Origin of the sequence: Streptomyces sp. NPDC059897 (assembly GCF_042730865.1) — a bacterium.
Lineage (GTDB): Bacteria > Actinomycetota > Actinomycetes > Streptomycetales > Streptomycetaceae > Streptomyces.
Genome location: NZ_JBHWKQ010000004.1, coordinates 193,645 through 212,500, shown reverse-complemented (window position 1 = coordinate 212,500; position 18,856 = coordinate 193,645). Strand labels below are relative to the sequence as shown.

12 protein-coding genes are annotated in these 18,856 nt (G+C 72.0%); 9 read left to right on the top strand and 3 right to left on the bottom strand.

Annotated features, from left to right (window positions below):
• Nucleotides 1-50: 50 nt before the first annotated feature.
• Nucleotides 51-1,613: a glycoside hydrolase family 32 protein gene (locus ACFV9W_RS06990; protein ID WP_385756365.1), complete on the top strand. Its 1,563-nt coding sequence runs from the start codon at nucleotides 51-53 to the stop codon at nucleotides 1,611-1,613.
• 43 nt (nucleotides 1,614-1,656) lie between these two features.
• Here the strand turns inward: ACFV9W_RS06990 and ACFV9W_RS06985 are convergent, their stop codons facing one another.
• Entirely contained in the window at nucleotides 1,657-2,565 is a 909-nt protein-coding gene (locus ACFV9W_RS06985) for a carbohydrate kinase (RefSeq protein WP_385756363.1), read from the bottom strand.
• 222 nt (nucleotides 2,566-2,787) lie between these two features.
• On the opposite strand from ACFV9W_RS06985, the gene ACFV9W_RS06980 reads away from it, so the two are divergent.
• A complete protein-coding gene (locus tag ACFV9W_RS06980; protein ID WP_385756361.1) occupies nucleotides 2,788-4,212 on the top strand; it encodes a glycoside hydrolase family 32 protein in 1,425 nt (474 codons plus the stop codon).
• A gap of 72 nt (nucleotides 4,213-4,284) precedes the next feature.
• On the opposite strand, the gene ACFV9W_RS06975 is transcribed toward ACFV9W_RS06980, so the two are convergent.
• Complete coding sequence (locus ACFV9W_RS06975) at nucleotides 4,285-5,316, bottom strand: LacI family DNA-binding transcriptional regulator (protein WP_385756359.1); 1,032 nt, start codon at nucleotides 5,314-5,316, stop codon at nucleotides 4,285-4,287.
• A 130-nt stretch (nucleotides 5,317-5,446) separates the two neighbouring features.
• Nucleotides 5,447-6,994 carry an FAD-dependent monooxygenase gene (locus tag ACFV9W_RS06970; protein WP_385756358.1) on the bottom strand — a complete coding sequence of 516 codons (1,548 nt, stop codon included), beginning with the start codon at nucleotides 6,992-6,994 and terminating at the stop codon, nucleotides 5,447-5,449.
• A gap of 69 nt (nucleotides 6,995-7,063) precedes the next feature.
• Between ACFV9W_RS06970 and ACFV9W_RS06965 the strand changes: the two genes are divergently transcribed.
• The 7 genes from ACFV9W_RS06965 to ACFV9W_RS06935 all read left to right on the top strand — a co-directional run bounded on the left by ACFV9W_RS06965 (nucleotide 7,064) and on the right by ACFV9W_RS06935 (nucleotide 18,853).
• Entirely contained in the window at nucleotides 7,064-7,834 is a 771-nt protein-coding gene (locus ACFV9W_RS06965; RefSeq protein WP_385756356.1) for a TetR/AcrR family transcriptional regulator C-terminal domain-containing protein, read from the top strand.
• 134 nt (nucleotides 7,835-7,968) lie between these two features.
• Nucleotides 7,969-8,814, top strand: a complete 846-nt coding sequence (locus tag ACFV9W_RS06960) for a prephenate dehydratase (protein ID WP_385756354.1) — start codon at nucleotides 7,969-7,971, stop codon at nucleotides 8,812-8,814.
• Between the two features lie 122 nt (nucleotides 8,815-8,936).
• Entirely contained in the window at nucleotides 8,937-11,168 is a 2,232-nt protein-coding gene (locus ACFV9W_RS06955) for a CDP-glycerol glycerophosphotransferase family protein (RefSeq protein ID WP_385756352.1), read from the top strand.
• 22 nt (nucleotides 11,169-11,190) lie between these two features.
• Nucleotides 11,191-13,419: a CDP-glycerol glycerophosphotransferase family protein gene (locus ACFV9W_RS06950; protein ID WP_385756351.1), complete on the top strand. Its 2,229-nt coding sequence runs from the start codon at nucleotides 11,191-11,193 to the stop codon at nucleotides 13,417-13,419.
• 63 nt (nucleotides 13,420-13,482) lie between these two features.
• Complete coding sequence (locus ACFV9W_RS06945) at nucleotides 13,483-15,723, top strand: CDP-glycerol glycerophosphotransferase family protein (RefSeq protein ID WP_385756349.1); 2,241 nt, start codon at nucleotides 13,483-13,485, stop codon at nucleotides 15,721-15,723.
• 41 nt (nucleotides 15,724-15,764) lie between these two features.
• On the top strand, nucleotides 15,765-17,333 hold the full coding sequence (locus ACFV9W_RS06940; RefSeq protein WP_385756347.1) for a hypothetical protein: 1,569 nt from the start codon (nucleotides 15,765-15,767) through the stop codon (nucleotides 17,331-17,333).
• Complete coding sequence (locus tag ACFV9W_RS06935) at nucleotides 17,330-18,853, top strand: hypothetical protein (protein WP_385756345.1); 1,524 nt, start codon at nucleotides 17,330-17,332, stop codon at nucleotides 18,851-18,853. The genes ACFV9W_RS06940 and ACFV9W_RS06935 overlap by 4 nt, the downstream gene beginning before the upstream one ends.
• Nucleotides 18,854-18,856 lie beyond the last annotated feature (3 nt).

Sequence of the window (18,856 nt, the reverse complement as noted above, 5' to 3'; positions counted from 1 at the left end):
AGGGCTGCATGTGGTGGCATGGCCCTCCGCTCCGACCGAAAGGCCCGACCATGGCGCCCCGACCCGTCACCCGCCGAGCCGCACTCCTCGGGGCCTCGGCCCTGGGCGGCACACTGGCCCTGCCCGCATCTGCCTCCGCGGCCCCCGCGAGACCCAAGTCGGCAGCGGCGCTGGGAAGTTACCGCGCCGCGTACCACTACACGATCCCGGACAACTGGAAGAACGACCCGCAGCGCCCCATCTGGGTCGACGGCGCCTACGCGTACTTCACGCTCTACAACGCCGACTACATCACCGGCGCCGAAGGCACCTCCTGGCGGCTCGCCACCTCGCCCGACCTGGTGCGCTACACGGACCGGGGTGTCGCCCTGCCCAAGGACACCACCTCCGCGGGCGACGCATGGTCGGGCAGCGCCGTCGTCGACGAGGGCAACACGGCGGGCTTCGGCGCGGGGGCCGTGATCGCCCTCGTGACGATGGAGTCCGACGCCGCCGCCAACTCCCAGGCCCAGTACCTCTGGTACTCCACCGACTCCGGCCGCACCTTCCGCCCGCACGGCACCCAGCCGGTCCTGCCCAACCCGGGCGTCAAGGACTTCCGCGACCCCAAGGTGGTCCGCGACACAGACCGTGACCGCTGGGTCCTCGCCCTCGCCGAGCGCAACAAGATCGGGCTCTACACCTCCGACGACCTCAAGTCCTGGACGTACCGCAGTGGGTTCGTCCGCGACGGCTACGGCACCCTCGAATGCCCCGACCTGTTCCGCATCCAGGCCGCCGACGACACCTGGCACTGGGTGCTCGCCGCGAGCGCCAACGGCACGTCGAGCGGCCTGCCCGCCACGTACGCGTACTGGACCGGTGACTTCGACGGCGACACGTTCACCGCCGACGCGGACGCGCCCCGGTGGCTGGACCACGGCCCCGACTGGTACGCGGCGGTGACCTGCGAGAAGAGATCGGCCGACGGAACGGTGGACCCGGCGGCCCGGTATGCCTTCGCCTGGACCAACAGCTGGGAGTACCCGCACAACACCCCCACGCTCGTCGCCGACGGCTTCAACGGAACCGACTCCGTCACCCGCGAGATCACCCTCCAACGGGCGGGCGACGGCACCTACTTCCTGACCTCGCGGCCCACCCCGGCCCTGGACGCGTACGTCACCGACACCACCGCTCTCGGTGACGTACGCGTCGACGGAACGAAGCCGCTCGACTTCACCGGTACCGCCTACGAGATCCGCGCCGAACTGCGCTGGACCCCCGGCGAGACGGAGAACGTAGGCCTCCAGCTCCGCAAGGCCCCGGGCGGCACCCGGCACGTGGACGTCGGTGTGTACGTCGCGGGCGGCTACGCGTACGTGAACCGTGGCAGCACGCTGTATCCCGGTGGCACCCGCGAGACGCACACCCCGGTCGACGCGGCCGCCGGCAAGCTGGCGCTGCGCATCCTGGTGGACCGCACGACGGTGGAGGTGTTCGTGGGGGACGGCCGCCACGTCCACACCCACCAGGTGTTCGGCCTGCCCGGCGACGACCGGGTCGCGCTGTACGCATCAGGCGGGCCGGCCGTCTTCGGCGCGCTGGAGATCCGGGAGTTCGGGCTTGGGTGAACCGGGTCCGCGCGGCAGCGGGCCCGGTCAACTGCCCGACGGTTCAGCCAAGTTCGTGGGCATACGGCGGCTCGGCGCCCGCCCGTGACACCGTCACCGCGGCCGCCCGCGCCGCGAACCCGAGGACGTCCCGCCACTGCGCCTCGCCCAGCGCCGCCATCGCCCGTCCGTTCAGCGCGCCGTGGGCGGAGAGGCGGTGGAGCAGCGCGGCGTTGACGGTGTCGCCCGCGCCGATGGTGTCCGCCACGGCCACCGGCACCCCGGGCACGGTGACCTCTCCCGCGTGCGTGAAGGCGGTCAGGCCCGCCGCGCCGCGGGTGAGGACGACGGCCGAAGGGCCGTGCGCGAGCCAGGAGGCGGGGTCGCCGCCGAGCCAGCGGCTGTCGTCGTCGGACAGTTTCACGAGCGTGGTGCTCGGCAGCCAGGAGCGGAAGTGCGCCCGGTAGGCGGCGGGGTCCGGGATCAGGCCGGGCCGGATGTTCGGATCGAGAGCGGTGCACAGCCCGTCCGCGTGGGCGCGGTGCAGCAGCTCCTCGTACGCGCTCGCGCCCGGTTCCAGGACCAGTGAGCAGGTGCCGAACGACACCGCCCGTGTCCCGCGCGGGAGTTGGGCGGGTGCGCTGAACATTCGGTCGGCGGTGCCCTCGACGTAGAAGGAGTAGCCGGCCGACCCGTCGGGGCCGACCGAGGCCACCGCCAGCGACGTGGGCTCCGTGCCCCGCTGCACGTGCGACACGTCGACGCCCGCAGCGCGCAGCCCGGTCAGGAGTTCCTCGCCGAACGGGTCGCGCGAGACACGGGACAGGAACGCGGCGCCCTCGCCGAGCCGTCCGAGCGCCACGGCCGTGTTGTACGGGCCGCCGCCCCGCTTGGGGGAGAGGGCGGCGAGGGCCCCTGCGGGGCCGGGCTGCGGGACGAGGTCGATCAGTGCCTCACCGGTGACGACGATCAAGGGCCGTCTCCCTTCATGGAGTTGGGGTCGAGCGGGTGCCCCTGCGCTCGCGGTGTCCGGGGCTCGCGACGGGGTGTGCCGACTCGGGGAGCCGTGAAGCTATCACGTGTTAGGTTGCGCTGCGCAGGGCGTACGCGAGTGGCCGCCGGCCTTCTCCACGTCCCGCGAAACGCAGTCACGCACCCCTTGCTCCCCCTTCACGACGTCGAGGAGTCACGCCGCATGCCGCACGCCACGCACCTCGCCCCGCACGCTCCCAGTACGCCCGCCGCCGACCGCTCGGCGCCGCGCCACCACGTCCGGCCCGCCGCGGGAAACTGGTGCAACGACCCCAACGGGCCGCTGCACCACGACGGTCGCTACCACCTGTTCTTCCAGCACAACCCGCACGCCGCGGTGTGGGGAGACATCCACTGGGGGCACGCCTCCAGCCCCGACCTGGTCCGTTGGGACGATCACGGCGTCGCCCTCGCCCCCGGACCGGGGCGGCCCGACCGGCTCGGTGCCTGGTCCGGCTGCGCGGTCGTCGACCACGGTGTCCCCACCGCTGTCTACACGGGTATGAACCGCGACGACGGCATCGGCAGTGTCATGCTGGCCCGCGCCGCCGGCCATCGGCTCACCCGGTTCGATGTGCTGCCTCGCCCCGTCGTCGACGGTCCGCCGCCGGGTCTCGATCTGCTCGCGTTCCGCGACCCCTACCTCTTCACCTTCGAGGGCCACCGCTGGGCCCTGGTGGGCGCGGGGCACCGGGGCACGGACCCCCGGCCCGACGTCCTGCTCTACCGGATCGCCGACGACACTCTCGACTCGCCCTGGGAGTACGCCGGTTCACTCCTCGACGCCGCTGAACCGGCCGCCGCCCGGCACGCGATGCCGGCCACCGCTTGGGAGTGCCCCGCCCTCTTCCCCGTGGGCGAGGGGCGCTGGACGCTCGTGGTGTCCCTGTGGGCGGACGGTGTCACCCACACCGCCACTCACCTCACCGGCACCCTCGCCCCGCACGGCGACGGACTGCGCTTCGTGCCCGAGAGCGGCGGACTCCTCGACCATGGGCGGGACTTCTACGCCCCCACGACACTCGTCGAGCCCGACCGGACGCTGATGTGGGGCTGGAGCTGGGAGTCCCGCACCGAGGCGGAGTCCGTCGCGGCGGGCTGGGCCGGCTGCCTCACCCACCCCCGCGAGCTCGGCCTGCACCCCGACGGCACCCTGCGGCACACCTTCGCCCGCGAACTGACCGCCCTGCGCGGCCACGAACTGCCTCCCGGCGAGCCGCTGCCACCCGCGTACGAGATCCAGGCCGACGTCCGCGCCCAGGAACCGGACACCGAGGTGACGGTGCAGCTGGGCGCCACCCTCACGCTGCGGGTCAACCCCACCCGCGGCACGCTCACACTGGACCGCACCGCCGCTCCCGCCACCGCCACACGCCCACGGCCCCGCACCAACACGGTCACCGGTACCGGCCCGACCGGCGTCGGCGGCCGACTGCGTGTCCTGGTCGACGGACCGCTCGTGGAGGCGGTGTGGGACGAGCGGGTCGCCCTCACGGAGAAGGTGTATCCGGCGCCGCGGGGCACCTGGCAGGTGTCGGTGACACAGGGCGACGCGGACGTCGACGCGACGGCCTGGGAACATCCGTGATCCACGTGATCCACGTGATCCACGTGGCCGAAATGGCCCACGTGACTCCGTGACCCCGAGATGGCGGGGGCCTCAGGAGTCGGCGGGGGCCGCCACCGATGCGCGTGCGACGACCGGGCACTCCAGGCGTCGCACGCGCCCCGGCTCGACCGGCTCGCCCGACTCCACCGCGTCGAGCAGCGTGTCCACCGCCGTCGCGCCCATCGCGTGATGCGGCAGCGCCACGGTCGTGAGGGCCGGGACCAGGTGTGCGGCCATCTGGTCCTGGTCGTCGTACCCGACCACCGAGAGGCGCTCGGGAACGGAGATCCCCAGCCGAGCCGCGGCCAGCAACACCCCGGTCGCCACCCGGTCGTTGGCGCACACCACTGCCGTCGGCGCCTTCGCCGAGTCCAACAGTCGCAGCGCGGCCGCGTACCCCTCGTCGATCTGCCAGCCGACCCGCAGCAGCCGCCGCTTGCGGACCGGCACACCGGCCGCGCGCAGTCCGTCGGCGAAGCCGAGCGCGCGGTCGTCGGCGGCGATGTTTCCTTCGGGCCCGCCCACCAGGGCGATGTTCCGGTGCCCCGCCGCGAGCAGTACGTCGACCGCGCTGCGCCCGCCGGCCCGCTCGTCCGTGACCACGGCGGCGTACGTCCCCTCCTTGCGGGCAAGGCAGTTGGCGAGCACCGTGCGGGACGGGTCCAGGCCCTCGGGAACGTCCGTCGCGTTCAGGTCCATGGCCGCGTAGACGAACCCGTCGACCCGGCGCGCCCGCAGTTCGGCGACCGCCTCGGCCTCCGCCGCGCTGTCGCTGCCCGACTCCATCAGCAGCACCTGGTGTCCGCGCGCCCGGGCCGCCTCCATCGCGCCGAGCACCATGCGTCCGGCGAACGGGCTGGTCGCGATCGAGTCGCTGAGCATCCCGATCACACCCGTGCGCCGCGCGCGCAGCGACCGCGCCACCTCGTCGGGCCGGTAGCCGAGCGCGTCCGCCGCCTCCTTGATGCGCTGCTGCGTCCGGGCCGACAGATTCCCCTCGGCCCGCCCGCTGAAGACGAACGACACGGCTGCACGCGAGACGCCGGCGAGCTGGGCGACGTCGCGGGCGGTGGGGCGCTTCACGCGGGGGCTCCTTCGGGGGCCGGGTGTCCGGCCGGGCGCGACGACGTGACCGGACGGACGGAGCGATGGGCCTCCAGTGTGCCGGATCGCGTCACGGAGGTGCGGGGCGCGTCACAGGGTTCGGGGCGCGTCACGGAGTTTGGGTCGAGTCGCCACCCGGGGCGGCGGTGGCACCCGTCGGCCCCCACTCCGCCAGATACTCCTCCACCCCCTCCGCCGTCTCCCCGGCCCACGCCACATAGCCGTCCGGGCGGATCAGGAACAGGCCCGGGCCGTACGCCTCGTAGGCGGGGATGCGGGCGGAGCGTATGAAGTCGTCGTCCAGTAGTGGGAGTTCCGGCGCGGGGCCCACCGCCAGCAGTGTCCAGTGCGGGCCCCGGAACAGGTCGAAGAGGCGCACCCCGCCCCGCCGCCCGTCCGGTGCCCGGTCGCCCGCCCGCAGGGCGTCGTCCGGGAGGTCGGGCCGCGTTTCGCGGGTCAGCGGTGATTCGCGGTAGCCGATGCCCAGTTGGCGCATCTCCCCGCCCCGCCTCGTGGGCCGGCCCTCCGTGTTCGCGTGGTGGATCCGGGTGCTGAGGCCGAGGATCCCGGCGGCCACGGGCCTCCGCTCCTCCTCGTACGTGTCCAGGAGCCGGGCAGGGGCGCCGGCGAGGACCGCCGCCAGCTTCCAGCCCAGGTTGTACGCGTCCTGCACGCTGGTGTTCAGGCCCTGGCCCCCTGCGGGGGAGTGGACGTGCGCCGCGTCGCCCGCGAGGAAGACCCGGCCCGCCCGGAAGCGGTCCGCGAGCGCCGCCCGTGCCTTGAAGTCCGAGGCCCACGGCACCTCGGCGATGTGTTCCGGGGACAGTACGGTGCGGCTCGCCAGGAGCTTGGTCACCCCGTCGGGCGACACGTCAGGGGTCGCGGACTCGTCCGCGTACTGCGCCGCCAGTTGGAAGAGGCGGCCCTCCCGCGCCGGGTCCGGCGGCAGCGGGCAGAACGCCACCAAGCCGTCCTCCGCCTTCGGCCACACGTGCCAGTGCGTGTCCGGGAGTGGGGCGTCGGCCGTGAGCCGCACGTCCGCCACCAGCATCGGCTTCGGGTCGACGGTCTCCCCGGTCATGCCGATGCCCAGCAACCTGCGGACCGTGGAGCGGCCGCCGTCCGCCGCCACCACGTAGTGGGCGTGCACCGTCGAGCCGTCCTCGAAGGTCGCCGTCACCGAGTCCCCGTCCTGCGTGAGGCCGCTCAACGGCGCGCCGAAGCGGACCTCGCCGCCCAGCTCCCGCAGCCGCGCGTGCAGCACTTCCTGCGTGCGGGCCTGGGGTATCAACCAGCCCTCCGCGTACGGGATCTGCTCGGTCGGCTCGGAGCGCTCCATCATGTCCCACTCCTCGCCCGGCCTGTCGTCCTCCCACACCCGCATCGTCGGATACCGCGTGCCCGCCGCGTGGATGGCGTCGAGGATTCCGAGGTCGTACATCACCTCCTGCGTGCGGGGCTGGAGGCCCTTGCCCCGTGATCCGGGGAACAGCTCGTCCGCCCGCTCGACCAGCAGTGCCCGCGTGCCGCGCCGCGCCAGGTCCACCGCGAGCGCGAGTCCCGTCGGGCCCGCCCCCACGATCAGTACCTCCGTCAGCACCTCCGTCGACTCGGCGGCCTGTGCCCCTGCCCCCGTGTTCTGCTCCGCGTCCACCATCGCCCACTCCTTAACGTCGTTAAGTTCCGATGTGTCGAGCATCGCCTTAACGGCGTTAAACTGTCAAGCGTGTCCGAGAAGAAGAAGCCGAACGAGAAGCCGATCGCGGGGCCCGACCAGGCCGATCTCGCGAAGACCGGGCCCGCCAAGGCCGGGTCCGCCAAGACCGGCCCCGCCAAGGCCAAGCCCTCCAAAGCCAAGCTCGACAAGGCCCACGTCGCCGACACCGCCCTCGACGTGCTGAACGACGTCGGCCTCGAAGGGCTGACGCTGCGCGCCATCGCCAAGCAGCTGAACGTGCAGGCCCCCGCCCTGTACTGGCACTTCAAGAACAAGCAGGCGCTGCTGGACGAGATGGCGACCGTGATGTTCCGGCGGATGACGGAGGCGGGCGGAGCCTCGGTCGCCTACGAACCGGCGGGGGGCTGGCGGGAGCATCTGTTGCAGGCCAACCGCCATCTGCGAGCCATGCTCCTGCGGTATCGCGACGGGGCGAAGGTCTTCAGCGGATCGCGATTCACGGGCACGGACCACGGTCCGGAGCTCGAGGCGCATCTGCGGCTGCTCATCGACGCCGGATTCACCGCCGAACAGGCCGCTTGGGCGAGCAGCACGGCGAGCATGTACACGCTCGGCTTCGTCACCGAGGAGCAGGGCATGCTTACCGGGCCGACGCGGGACGAGCCGCTCGTGGGCCTCGCCGAGCGCGCCGAGAGCCTCGCCGACTACCCGCTGGCCGCGGCCGCGGGGGACCAGCTGTTCGCGGCGTACGACGAGCGGTTCGAGGAGGGGCTCCAGCTGATCGTCGCGGGGATCGAGGCGCGTTATGGAGTGCGCTGAAGCGCCCGCGGCCTTCTCAACCCCTGAACACCGCCGCCCCGGCGGCCGGATCTCTTGTTGAATCCAATGATCGACGCCAACACCAACACCAACGCCGACAGCCACGACGACCACCGCACCGAAAGTGACCCCCTGTGACCAGCATCGCGTACCAAGGCGAGCACGCCTCCAACTCGGCGACCGTTGCCCAGACGTTGTTCCCGGGGTGCACGGAGCTGCCCTGCGTCGGCTTCGAGCAGGCGCTGGACGCGGTGACGGCGGGCGACGCGGACCTGGCGGTGATCCCCGTGGACAACTCCACGGCGGGCCGCGTCGCCGATGTGCACCATCTGCTGCCGGAGTCGGGCCTGTTCGTCGTCGGCGAGTACTTCCACGCCATCCGCTTCGACCTCATGGGTGTGCCCGGGACCTCGCTCGGTCAAGTGGAGTGTGTCCGCAGCCATGTGCACGCCCTCGGGCAGTGCCGGAAGGTCGTGCGCGCGGGCGGCTGGCGCACCCGGGTCAGTGACGACACGGCGGGCGCGGCCCGCGAGGTGGCGGAGCTGAACGACCCCCGGCACGCGGCGCTCGCTCCGCCGGCCGCGGCCGGGCACTACGGTCTCGAGGTGTTGCAGGCGGGCGTCGAGGACGACCCGGCCAACACCACGCGGTTCGTCGTGCTGTCCCGTGACGCCGATTTCGCCCCCGTCTCGGGCGGGCCGACGATGACGAGCCTGTTCTTCGCCGTCCGCAATATCCCGAGCGCCCTTTACAAGGCGCTGGGCGGCTTCGCCAGCAGCGCGGTGAACCTCACCAAGATCGAGAGCTATCAGATGGGCGCGGGCCTCAACCCGAGCTGCTTCTACGTCGAGATCGAGGGCCACCCCGACGAGCCACGTGTCGAGCTCGCCCTCCAGGAGCTGCGGTTCTTCTCGTCCGAGGTCCGCGTGCTCGGTGTCTACCCGGCCCACCCGCACCGGCTGGAGGAGCGGAACGTGTGAGGCGTACCGCCGCGCCCATGCCCTGAAAGTGGCCAGTTACCCCAAATGCCATATTACGCGTAACCTGCGCAAATCGTCGGCCGTTCTCGTGCAATACGCCGCTGACGACCCATGGAAGCGCATTGCCACGGTTCAGTGTCATCATTCCCGTTCACCGGGTGCAGGCATATCTCCACGAATGCCTGGAATCCGTTCTGGAGCAGTCCTTCACGGATGTGGAGCTGATTGCGGTCGACGACTGCTCGCCGGATGCCAGTGGGGCGATCATCGACGAGTTCGCGGCCCGCGATCCGCGGGTCCGCGCCGTACATCTCGCGGGGAACGTCGGCCTCGGCAGGGCCCGCAACGCCGGCCTCGAACGCGCCACCGGCGACTATGTGATCTTCCTGGACAGCGACGACTGCCTCGTCCCCGAGGCGCTGCACGCGATCTCGGACCGGCTCAAGAAAACCGGCGGCCCCGACGTCCTGGTCTACGACTACGTACGGTCGTACTGGACCGGCAGGACGCTGGCCAATCCCGTCACCGGCCACCTCGCCGAGACCGGCCCTCCGTCCTTCACCCTGGACGACAGACCGGGCCTGCTGAGGGTCCTGCACGTGGTCTGGAACAAGGCGTACCGCCGCGAGTTCCTCGTCACGGCGGGCTTCGTCTTCGCCCCCGGCTACTACGAGGACGTGTCCTGGACCTACCCGGTCCTGGTCACCGCCGAGTCCATCGCCGTGCTCGACCGTGTCTGCGTGCGCTACCGGCAGCGCAGGACCGGAGCGATCACCTGCTCCCCGGGGCGCCGGCACTTCGAGCTCTTCAGCCAGTACGACCGGGTCTTCGCCTACCTGGACACACACCCCGGGACGGCGCGCTGGCGCCCCCTCGTCTTCCGCCGGATGCTGGACCACTTCAGCACGGTGTTCACCGCACCGGACCGGCTGCCGCGCGGCAGCCGCGCCGCGTTCCTGCGGCAGGCCCGCACCTACGGCCGCCGCTACCGCGCCCTGGGCGCGACCCCTCCCGTGCGCACCAGGGTCCGGCACGCGCTGGTCCGCCTCGGCGCCCACCGCAGCTACCGGACGCTGCAGTTCGCGGGTGTCCTGCGGCGGCGCCTCCAGGCCGCCGCCCGCGCCGTACGGCATGCCCTCAGAGGGCTCGCCCTCCAGGCCCACTACCGCATCCAGCGGCTCCTGCCGCTGCGCGAGAACGACGCCGTGTTCTGCGCCTACTGGGGAAGCGGCTACCGCTGCAACCCGGCGGCCGTCGAGGCGAAGGTCCGCGAACTGGCCCCGCACGTCCGCACCGCGTGGATCGCGGACCCCGCGCACCGGCACACGGTTCCGCCGGCCACCCGCCTCCTCACTCCGGGCACGGCCGCGTACTGGACGGCGCTCGCCCGCTCCAAGTACCTCGTCAACAACGTCAACTTCGACCGAAGACTCGTCAAGGGCCGCGGTCAGGTGTTCCTGCAGACCCAGCACGGCACCCCGCTCAAGCGGATGGGCCTCGACCTCATCGACCGGCCGCTCGCCCTCGGCGACACCGACGTCCGGCGCATGCTCGCCAACTGCGACAAGTGGGACTTCGTCCTGTCCGCGAACCGCCACTCCACCCTCGTCTGGGAACGGGCCTTTCCCGCCGGCTACACCACGCTCGAATACGGCTACCCGCGCAATGACGTCTACCGGAACGCCACCGGCGAGGACGTGGCCCGGCTCCGTGAATCCCTGGGCATCCCCAGCGATGCCGTCGCGATCCTCTACGCCCCCACGCACCGCGACCACCAGCGCACCGGACGCCACACCATCGACCTGGAACGCATGGCGCGGATGCTCGGCCCCGGCTTCCTGGTGCTCGCCCGCACCCATCACCTGTCCACCATCGCGCGCGTGGGCGACGGCTCGCCCCGGCTGCTCGACGTCTCGGACCACCCCTGCGTCGAATCCCTCTGCCTGGCCAGCGACGCCCTGGTCACGGACTACTCCTCGCTGATGTTCGACTACGCGCACCTGGACCGGCCCATCGTCGTGCACACCGGCGACCGGGAGGTCTACGAGGCGGTCCGGGGCACCTACTTCGACATCCGGGACTTCCCGCCCGGCGCGGTCGCCGGCGGCGAGGACGAGCTCATCGACCTCTTCGCGACCGGCGCCTGGCGCGACCCCCGCACCGCCCGGCAGCGGGCCGCCTTCCGCGAACGGTTCTGCCCGCACGACGACGGACGCGCCGCCGAGCGGGTCGTGCGGCACGTCTTCCTCGGCGAGACGGCCGGAACGCCGCCGGGGGAGCGGCACCAGGCACCCGCACCCGGCCCGCGGCAGGAGCCGGGGCCCACCGCGACGCTGCCCACCGGCGCCGCCTGAACGCCCATCGAAGGAGTGCGTGTTGCCCCGCTTCAGTGTCGTTGTCCCGGCCCACGACGGGCCGGGACGGCTGCCCGACTGCCTCGACTCGGTGCTCGGCCAGTCCTTCGCCGACGTCGAACTGATCGCCGTGGTCGGCGCACCGGAAGGGCTGTGCGCGTCGATCGTGGCCGCGCACGCGGACCTTGATCCGCGGATCAAGGTGGTGCGTTCGGCGCCGGACCAGGGTCTGCCGGGCGCGCGGAACGCCGGGATCGCGGCAGCCGGGGGCCAGTTCCTGCTCTTCCTCGACGGCGACGACACCCTGGTGCCGGGAGCGCTGGAGGCCCTCGACGCGCGGCTGACCGAGCTGGACGATCCCGATCTGCTGCTCTTCGACCATGAGCGGATGCACTGGCTCGACGGCGGCACCGGCCCGGCGTTGGCCCGCCTGTGGCACGGCGCGCCGACCGGTGTCTTCGCCGTGGAGGAGCACCCGGCGCTGCCCGACGCATGGGTACCGGCATGGAGCGCGGCCTACCGGCGCGACTTCGTCGCCAGGCACCAACTGGCCTTCCCGTCCGGCATGTTCACCGACACGGTGTGGAGCGTCGTGGCCGCGCTCCGAGCCGAGCGGATCGCCCTGCTCGACCGGATCTGCGTGCGCCATCTGCTGCGCCGCCAGGGCAGCCGGACCTATCTGCCCGGACTCCACCACCTGGACCTGCTCGACCAGTTCGACCTGGTGATGTGCCGGTCGGCCGAGCTGACGTCCGACCCGGAGCTGCTCGACAGGGTCTTCCAGCAGATGGTCGGCAAAGTCCTCAAGACCGCCGCGACCCCAGGACGGCTGCCGACCCCCGCGGTGCGCCGACAGTTCTTCCAGCGGGCCACCCGGCTCTACCGCCGCCACCGCCCGGCCGGCAGCCGACGCCCGGCGGGCAGCGTCGGCCTGCAACAAGCCGTGCTGGCCTCCGGTTCCTACGCGGCGTTCGGCGCGTTGCGCGGCACCAAGCGGCGGCTCGGCAAGGGGATCCGGTTCGGCCGCCGGTGGGCGAGGCGGCTGCGCACGCGCCTCGGCGGCCCCTACCGGAGATTCCTCAGGCGGCCCATCGACGACAACCTCGCCGTCTTCTCCGCCTACTGGGGCCGCGGCTACGCCTGCAACCCCGCCGCCATCCACGCGGCGGCACGGCGCCTGGCCCCGCACATCAAGCCGGTCTTCCTGGTCACCAAGGGGCACACGGGGAGCCTGCCCGACGACGTGGAGCGCGTCGTGATCGGCAGCGCCCGCTACTGGGAGGTCATGGCCACCGCCAAGTACACCTTCAACAACGTCAACTTCGAGATGGCGGTCAAGAAGCGCCCCGGCACCGTCCATGTGCAGACTCAGCACGGCACCCCGCTCAAGTGCATGGGCGTGGACCTGGTGGAGTACCCGGCCGCGGCCGCCGCGGCGGGCCCGCTCGGCAAACTGCTCCAGCGCGTGGACCGCTGGGACTTCAACGTCTCCTCGAACCGGCACTCCACCGAGGTCTGGGAGCGGGCCTACCCGGGCGCGTACGAGAGCCTGGACGTCGGCTATCCGCGCAACGACGCGTTCTACACGTCGACGGCCGACGACGTCGCCGCGATCCGGCGGCGCCTCGGCATCCCCGAGGACCGGGTGGCGGTGCTGTACGCGCCGACCCACCGCGACTACCGCACGGACTTCCTGCCCCAACTGGACCTCGCCGCGTTCTGCCGCGCGCTCGGCGACGACTTCGTCGTGCTGCTGCGGGCCCACCACTCGTACGAGGGGGCCGCGGGCCTCGAAGAGATGGTGCGGTCAGGGGCGCTGATCGACGTGACCGGGCACCGCTCGCCCGAGGAGGTGTGCCTCGCCGCGGACGCCCTGGTCACGGACTACTCGTCGATCATGTTCGACTACGCCAACCTCGACCGCCCCATCGTCGTGTACGCCGACGACTGGGACATCTACCGGGAGACGCGGGGCGTCTACTTCGACCTGCTGGACGCCCCACCGGGGCCGGTGGCCCGGAGGCAGGACGAGCTGACGGACATCTTCCGCGACGGTCGGTGGCGGGACGCGGCCTCGGCCCGGCTGCGCGACGCGTTCCGCCGCCGGTTCTGCGAGTTCGACGACGGCCTCGCCGCGGAACGGGTGGTGCGCCGGGTGCTGCTCGGCGAGGAGGCGAAGGACCTGCCGCCCGTCGTTCCGCTGGACGAGCGGGTGCCGGCACCGGCCGCCGCCCACGTCCCGAGCCCCTGACCCGTCCCCGTCACCCGTCCGTCGCGGACGCCCGTCCCCATCCCCACGACAAGGGAAGAGCCCGTGCCCCGCTTCAGCGTCATCGTCCCCGTGTTCAAGGTCCAGGGCCATCTGCGCGCGTGCCTGGACTCGATCCTGACCCAGTCCTGCACCGACCTCGAGGTCATCGCGGTCGACGACTGCTCACCCGACAACTGCGGCGCCGTCATCGACGAGTACGCGGCCCGCGACAGCCGGGTCACCGCGCTGCACCTGCCGGAGAACGTCGGCCTCGGCCGGGCACGCAACGCGGGCGTCGAGCACGCCTGTGGCGACTACCTGCTCTTCCTCGACAGTGATGACACCTACACGCCCGGAGCGCTGCGGGCCATCGACGAGCGGCTCACCGCCACCGAAGACCCGGACATCCTCGTCTTCGACCATGTGCGCACGCACTGGTGGGGCCGCGGCAGCAGGAGCATGACGGCCGACCTGCTCGCGTCCGCGGGCACGGACACCTTCGACATCAAGAGCAGCCCGCACTATCTGCACCTGTTCCTGGTGGCCTGGAACAAGGCGTACCGCCGCGACTTCTTCACCGGCCACGAACTCACCTACCAGCCGGGCCTGTACGAGGACGCCCCTGTCACCTACCAGGCCCTGGCCTGCGCCCGCCGTATCGCATGCCTCGACCGGGTGTGCGTCGAGTACCTCCAGCGCAGACGCGGCGCGATCACCCGCACTCCGGGACGCAGACACTTCGACATCTTCACGCAGTACGCAGGCCTGTTCGCGTTCCTCGACGCCCACCCGGAACTGCACGAGACGCGGCCCTACCTCTTCGAGCGGATGATCAACCACTTCCTGGCGACACTGCCGCTCAGTGAGCGCGTCCTGCCCGAGGACCGGCCCGCCTTCCACCGGGCGACGGCCGACCTCTACCGACGCCACAGGCCCGACGGCTTCACCCCGCCGCACGACGCCTACCGCGGCCAGTGGCACCTGATCGCCGCCGCCCCCTACCCCGTCTTCCGGGCCTACGTACTGGCCGAGCGTCTGGGCCGCGCCTCCCTGCGCAAGAAGCGCGAGCTGTCCACGGCCGCCGCCCGACGGGTCAAGCGCGGCTATGCCACCACCCAGCGCCGACGCCGCCTCGACCCCAACCTCGCCGTGTACTCGGCCGGTTGGCACCGCGGCGTGCTCGGCGACCCGGCGGCCGTCCACGAAGCGGCCCGCCTCCTCGCCCCGCACATCGACGCGGTGTGGGTGGTGCGCCCGGACGCCGTGCCGCACCTCCCGGAGGGCATCGACCACGTCACGCCCGACACACCGCGCTACCACCGCGTGACGAGCCGAGCCACGTACTTCGTCAACAACGTCGGCTGGACCCTCGGCATGGTGAAACGCCCCGGGCAGATCCACGTCCACACCCACGAGGGCACACCGCTCGGGCACATGGGCGCCGACCGGCTGGACCGGCCCGCCGCGAGACACCAGGCCGACGTCCGTGGTGAGCTGCGGCGCGCGGACCGCTGGGACTTCAGCCTGGTCTCCAGCCCGTACGCGCAGCAGGTCTGGGACCGCGCCTACCCCTGCCGCTTCACCTCCCTGCCGACCGGGGCCCCGCGCAACGACGTCCTGGTGCGCGGCGACCCGCTGCGGACCCTCGCCCTGCGCAAGCGGCTCGGCGTCCCGGACGGCGACACCGTGCTGCTCTACGCCCCGACCCGGCGCGAGCACCGCAGGTCGTACGTCCCACGGCTCGACCTCGAACGGCTGGTGCGCGGGCTCGGCCCCGGCGTCACCCTGCTCGTCCGGCTGCACCCCAAGGACGCCCGGTCCCCGTACCGCGGTCAGGAACTGCGCGACCTCCAGCGGCGCGGCCTGCTCCTCGACGTCACCGACGAGCCCTCGGCCACGGACATGATGCTCGCCTCCGACGCCCTGCTGACCGACTACTCGTCCCTGATGTTCGACTACGCCAACACCGACCGGCCGATCATCGTCCACGGCGACGACTGGGAGGCGTACCGGGCGGCCCGCGGCACCTACTTCGACGTCCTGGCCGACCCGCCGGGCCATGTCACCACCAGCGCCGAGGAGTTGACGGAGCTGTTCGCGTCCGGGGCCTGGCGCGACGCGCGTTCCGCCGCGCTGCGCGCCGACTTCCGCAGCCGGTTCTGTGCCTACGACGACGGGAACGCGGCCGCCCGCGTGGTGTCCCTGGTCATGCTCGGCCAGGACCACCCGTCGACCGTCCCGCAGCAGGACACACCACCGCACCCCGAGGCCACGCGCCCCGCCCTCCCGGACGGCACACGCTGACCGTGCGCACCCAGGACCCGCCTCCCGAGGAGAACCCCGCCATGTCCGATGCCCAAGCCCCGCCCGTCTCCCCGACGCGGGGCCTGTGGGAGCGCGTGCCGCAGCACCTGCGGCTGCCTCTCGCCGTCTACGTGACCTGCCAGACGATCTACCTGCTGTGGTGGGCGGCGTTCTACCCCGGGATGATCGACTACGACGCGCTCGCCTACACCTGGCAGGTCACCACAGGGCACTGGATCTCCAACCACTCGGTCCTCTACAACTCCCTGCTCTGGCTGAGCCTCAAGTCCACCGGCGGGCATGCCGCACTGACGCTGTGTCAGACGGTGGCGATGTCCGCCGTGCTCGCCTACACGTGCGCGAGCCTGCGCACGGTCGGCGTCCGCGGACGGTGGAGCGCGCCCGCGGCGCTGGCCTGCGCGCTCGTCCCGTCGCTCGCCGCGTTCACCGTCTACGTCGGCAAGGACGTGCCGTTCACGATCTGCGCCGTCCTGGTCTTCGCCGTCACGGCGCGGCTGACGGGCAGGCGGCTGAACGGCAGTTGGCAGGGCCGCCTGCACCGCTCCGAGATCCTGCTGCTGTGCGTCGGCTTCCTCGGGATCGGCCTGTTCCGCAACAACGGCTTCCCCGTCGCCGTGATCGCCGCCCTGTGCCTCATCGCGGCACTGCCCGGCGCACGGCGGCTGCTCGCCGTGCTGGTCACCGCCACCACGGCCACCACCCTGGCACTGATGCTCTCCGGCTACGCGGCACTCGGCGTCGAGAAGCCACCCAAGACGCTCGTCTACAACCTCCACTACGCCGACCTGTCGGTGACCTACGCGAAGGCGCCCGAGCTGTTCACCAAGGCCGACCTGGCGCTGATGTCCCAGGCGGCACCGCTCGCCACCTGGCGCGAGAACGGCGCGTCCTGCTTCGCCTCCGACCCGATGTACCGCAGCCTCAACCGGGAGACCACCGACCGGCTCACCGAACCGCTCGTCCAACTGTGGTGGCGCACCCTGCACAAGGCCCCGCAGGACGTGATCGGCGCACGCCTGTGCCGCGGACACATCGCCTGGGCCGTCTTCCCCGGACCGCAGGACCAGGGCGGCAGGACGTACAACCAGCTCAACCGCGTGGACCCGGTCTTCTACAAGTGGTACGAGGAGATGCGGACCAGCCCGTACAACGAGGCGGCCAAGCCCCGGCCGCTGTCCACGAAGCTCGGCCACGCCGGGACCTTCGCCTACGAAGCCGCCCACACACCCCAGTTGGAGTGGATCCTGTGGCGCGGTGCCATCTGGTCTTACGCCACGTACCTGCTCGTCACCCTGTTCGCCCGGTCGCGTCGCTGCCGCCCGCTGTTCGCGCTCGCGGGTGTCACCTTCGGCACGCAGCTCACCGTCCTGGTCGCGACACCCTCGCCGTGCTTCCGCTACATGGCGCCGCCCATCTTCATCGGACTGTTCTGCCTGTCCCTCATTCCCGCGCTGCGCGGCGCGGCAGGCCCCGTCGTCCCGCCGCGGTCCTCCGGAGAGACCGCGGCCACCGTGCCGCCGAAGAACGAGGTGCCCACGGCGTCGGACAGCCGGGTCCCGTCCGCGGCCCGCGCCGAGCGTCCGGAGTGACCGCGGCCTCGGTGGCGCGCGCCCTGCCCTCGCGCGTGCCACCGGCCCGGCGGCTTCCGCTGGCCGTCTTCCTGTCCTGCCAGGCCTGCTATCTGTTCTGGTGGGCGGCCTTCCACCCGGGCCTGATGAGCGTGGACTCGGTCGTCTACACCTGGCAGGTCACCACCGACCACTGGCGCGCGGACCACTCGGTGCTCTACAACGCCCTCGTCTGGCTGAGCCTGCGCGCCACCGGCGACCTCGCAGCCCTGACCCTGCTGCAGACCCTCGCGATGTCCGCCGTCCTCGCCCACGCCTGCGCGGGTCTGCGGACGCTGGGCGTACGGGGGCGGTGGAGCGCACCCGCGGCGGTGGCCTGCGCGGCGGCCCCGCCCCTCGGGTCCTTCGTCGTCTTCGTGTGGAAGGACGTGCCGTTCACGATCTGCGCCGTCCTGGTGTTCGCCGTGTCCGTACGGCTGGTGGGCAGGCGGGCGCACGGCACGTGGACCGGCCGTCCGGGGCGCTCCGAACTCGTCCTCCTGTGCACCGGGCTGCTGGGCGTCGACCTGTTCCGCAACAACGGCTTCCCGGTGGCCCTGATCGCGGCGCTGGCGCTCGTCCTGGTGCTGCCCGGGGCCCGCCTCCTGATCGCCGGAATCGCGGCCGCGACCACCGCGCTGACCCTGCTGCTGGCCCTCGTGATCCACCCGGCGGTCGGCATCGAGCAGCCGAACAAGGCGTTCCTCTACAACCTGCACTACGCCGACCTCGCCGTGACGTACGCACAAGATCCCGGCCGGTTCACCCCGGACGACCGGCATCTGATGGCGCAGGTGGCACCGCTGTCGACCTGGCGGACCGCCGGCACCAACTGCTACGTGTCCGACGTCCTCTACTACAACGCCTCCTGGAACAGGACCGAGGCCGCCCGGTTCAGCGAACCGCTGGTCCGGCTGTGGTGGCGCACCCTGCGCGAGTCCCCGCAGCGGATCCTCGACGCCCGCCTGTGCCGCGGACACATCGCCTGGGCCGTCTTCCCCGGGCCGCAGGACAAGAGCGCCAGGACATGGACGTACGACACACAGATCCCCGCCGACCTATGGGGGTACGGCGCGATCGAGGGCAACCCCTACCGCTCGGCGCTCACGGCGCGGCCGCTGTCGTCAACTCTCCACGACACCGCGACCTTTGGCCGCTCCGCCTTCCTCGTCCCCCAACTGGAGTGGCTCCTGTGGCGCGGCGCCATCTGGTGCTACGCCATCTACGCGCTGGTCGTGCTGCTCGCCCGGGCCCGCGGCCGACGCTGTCTGCTCGCCCTCGCGGGCGTGCCCCTCGGCGCCCAGCTCACCGTGCTCGCCGCCAACCCCGCGCCGTGCTTCCGCTATATGGCGGCGCCCATGTTCATCGGCGCGCTCTGCCTTTCGCTGATCCCCGCCATTTGGCCCAATCGCGCCCCGCACCCCGATCGTGTCGATTCTTGCGCGGGGGCAACCGACGCACAATCATCCCTGCTCACGACAGAGAATTCGGGAAGGCACTGAAAG

Excerpts from the sequence above, each read along its gene's own strand:
- ACFV9W_RS06990 (WP_385756365.1), top strand. The coding sequence starts at position 51 with ATGGCGCCCCGACCCGTCACCCGCCGAGCCGCACTCCTCGGGGCCTCG.
- ACFV9W_RS06980 (WP_385756361.1), top strand. The coding sequence starts at position 2,788 with ATGCCGCACGCCACGCACCTCGCCCCGCACGCTCCCAGTACGCCCGCC.
- ACFV9W_RS06970 (WP_385756358.1), bottom strand. The coding sequence starts at position 6,994 with ATGGTGGACGCGGAGCAGAACACGGGGGCAGGGGCACAGGCCGCCGAG.
- ACFV9W_RS06940 (WP_385756347.1), top strand. The coding sequence starts at position 15,765 with ATGTCCGATGCCCAAGCCCCGCCCGTCTCCCCGACGCGGGGCCTGTGG.